This is a genomic window from Stenotrophomonas sp. S39, from assembly GCF_016624665.1.
GTDB lineage: Bacteria > Pseudomonadota > Gammaproteobacteria > Xanthomonadales > Xanthomonadaceae > Stenotrophomonas.
In genome coordinates this window covers 1-2,953 of the sequence record NZ_JACVTT010000180.1, presented here as the reverse complement: position 1 = coordinate 2,953, position 2,953 = coordinate 1, and the positions used below count along the sequence as shown (strand labels likewise).

Annotated in this window: 1 protein-coding gene; it reads left to right on the top strand. The window is 69.8% G+C overall.

The features are described 5' to 3' along the window. The first annotated feature begins 375 nt into the window (after positions 1–375). On the top strand, positions 376–2,904 hold the full coding sequence (locus tag IAE41_RS22125; RefSeq protein ID WP_200734583.1) for a sulfite reductase flavoprotein subunit alpha: 2,529 nt from the start codon (positions 376–378) through the stop codon (positions 2,902–2,904). The last annotated feature ends 49 nt before the right edge of the window (positions 2,905–2,953 follow it).

Genomic DNA, 2,953 nt, shown 5'->3' with positions numbered 1-2,953 from the left:
CGTGGATGCATTTCGCGCACGGCCAGAGCGTGCCGACCAACGGTCGGCACCCACCATCACCATCACCATCAGCATCACCATCAGCATCAGGTTCCAACAGCTCGCGGAAAACTGTCGAAGGCGGGGTGGGTCCGGTTGAGGGGGTCACTTCATGGATGGGTTTACGGCGTCCCCCTCAACCGGCCCCACCCCGCCAACCCACGGAATGCCAGCTTTTGACGTTGATGTTGACGTTGATTCGGCGGGTGCAGGGCTGCAAGCCCTGCAATAAAACCCTCCTTGACCGCAGCCCGTCCGCGCCCGGAGAATTACGGATTAATTCTCATTTGCTGTTGCGCAGGATGCGGGCGGCAGCCTCAACGGCCTCTCTCCCCGATGTTCAAGAACGTCCTGTTCCAACTGCACTGGCTGCTGGGCATCACGGCCGGCACCCTCCTGGCCATCATGGGCCTCAGCGGCGCCACGCTGTCCTTCGAGGACGAGCTGCTGCGCGCGGCCAATCCCGGCTTCGCCGCCATCGCCGAGCACCACGCCGACGGCCAGCAGGCCCTCGCGCTGAGCGAACTGGTGCCGCTGCTGCAGGCCGGCAGCGATCGGCCGCTGCAGCGCCTGCGCGTGGATGCCACCGGCCAGCGCCCCTCGGTGGCGCGCTTCGCTGGCGGCAAGGATCACTGGGTCTATTTCAATCCTTACAACGGCGAACGCTTCAGCCACCTGCGTGGCCAGGCGTTCTTCGACTTCGTCGAAGACCTGCACCGGCACCTGGCCGCTGGCGAGCGCGGCAAGGTCGTGGTCGGCAGCTGCGCCATCGCGCTGCTGTTCTTCGCGCTGTCCGGCCTCTACCTGCGCTGGCCACGGCGCTGGTGGCACTGGCGCAGCTGGCTGGCAGTGGAATGGAAACGCAGCGGCCGCGGCTTCCTGTGGAGCCTGCACTCGGTGGTCGGCACCTGGGTGCTGCTGATCTACCTGATGAGTGCGCTGACCGGCCTGTGGTGGTCGTTCGACTGGTACCGCAGCGCGGCCAACAGCGTGCTGGGCGTGCCTGCACCGGCCAAGCACAAGGTCGCCCCGGATGCGTCCCTCGACCTGCAGCACGTGGAGGACACGCTGTATGCGCAGCCCGGCGTGCGCAGCGGCTACATCGACCTGCGCCTGCCGGAAAAGCCGGGCCAGGTGCTGAACGTGCGGGTGATGTCCGGTGACCCTGCCCTGCGTGGCGGCCACCACGACCGCGCGCACGACCTGCTGCAGCTGGACCCGGCCAGCGGCACCCTGCTGGAAGCGCGCCCCTACGAACGCCAGGGCAGCGGCGGCAAGCTGGCCACCAGCATGTTCGCACTGCATTCGGGCAGCTACTTCGGCCTGCCCGGCCGGGTGGTGGTGATGCTCAGCAGCCTGGCCATGAGCCTGTTCTTCATCACCGGCTGGATGCTGTACCTGGACCGCCGGCGCAGCCAGCGCGCGGCACGTGCGCTGCGGCAGACCCTGCCCGCAGCGCAGGAAAGCGGCGGCGAAGGCACGCCGTGGCGGGTGATCCATGCCAGCCAGAGTGGCCTGGCCGAACAGCTGGCCTGGCGCGCGGCGGCACAGCTGCAGGCCGCCGGCCACCCGGTGCAGGTGCTGCCGCTGGCGCGGGTGACCGCTGCGCTGCTGCAGGACAGCCCGCAGGTCCTGTTCGTGCTCAGCACCTTCGGCGATGGTGAGCCGCCGGACAGCGCGCGCCGTGCGGCACGCCTGTTGCTGGCCCAGAACGTGGATCTCTCGGGCCTGCGCCATGGCGTCCTGGCGCTGGGTGATCGGCAGTACCCGCATTACTGCGCGTTCGGTGCACAGGTGGACACGTGGCTGGCAGGCAACGGGGCACAGCCCCTGTTCCCGCGCATCGACGTGGATGCGGCCTCGGTGGTGGCCCTGCGCCAGTGGCAACGCGAGCTGGGCGCACTGACCGGCATCGACACCGATGACAGCGTGCTGCCGCCGGCCACGCAGATGCACGACTGGCAGCTGCTGGCACGCGAAACATTGAACCCGGGCAGTCTGGGCGGCGCGATCTGGAAGATCCGGCTGGCACCGCCTGCCGACACGACCTGGCAGGCCGGCGACATCCTGCACATCGCACCGCGCAACAGCGTGCAGCACACCACGACGGTGCTGGAAGCAAGAGGGCTGGACCCGCTGCAGCCGCTGCTGCTCGACGGTGGCACCCGCACGCTGCTGGACCTGGCGGGCGAACGCGTGCTGCCCGACGAAGGCGCCGCGCTGCCGGTACAGGACGCTGCGCTGTGGCTGGCGGGCCTGCCGATGCTGCCCGGGCGCGAGTACTCCATCGCGTCGTGCGCCGCCGATGGTGCAGTGGAACTGGTGGTGCGCCTGGTGCACGACGCTGCGGGCCGCCCCGGCCTGGGCTCGGGCTGGCTGTCGCTGCATGCGCCGCTGGGCAGCCGCATTGCTGCGCGCGTGCACCGCAACCCTGGCTTCCACCGCCAGGCCGGCGCGCCGATGGTGCTGGTCGGCAACGGTACCGGCATTGCCGGCCTGCGCAGCCTGCTGCGCGAAGCCGCCCAGCATGGCGAACACGGCCATTGGCTGCTGTTCGGCGAGCGCCAGCGCGCGTACGACCAGTTGTTCGGCGAGGAGATCGCGCAGTGGCAGGCCGAGGGCCACGTGGCGCGCGTTGACCTGGCGTTCTCGCGTGATGCCGATGGCGGCGGCTACGTGCAGCACCAGCTGCAGGCCGCTACGGCGGAACTGCAGACGTGGCTGGCGCGTGGGGCGGTGATCCACGTGTGTGGCTCGCTGCAGGGCATGGCCGAAGGCGTTGACCAGGTGCTGCGTGCGGCGCTGGGCGATGATGCGGTGGAGACGCTGCTGGAGAGCGGGCACTACCGCCGCGACGTGTATTGATCCCGTCCGGGGGGGGGGGGGGGGGGGCGGCGCCGCCCCCCCGCCGAAA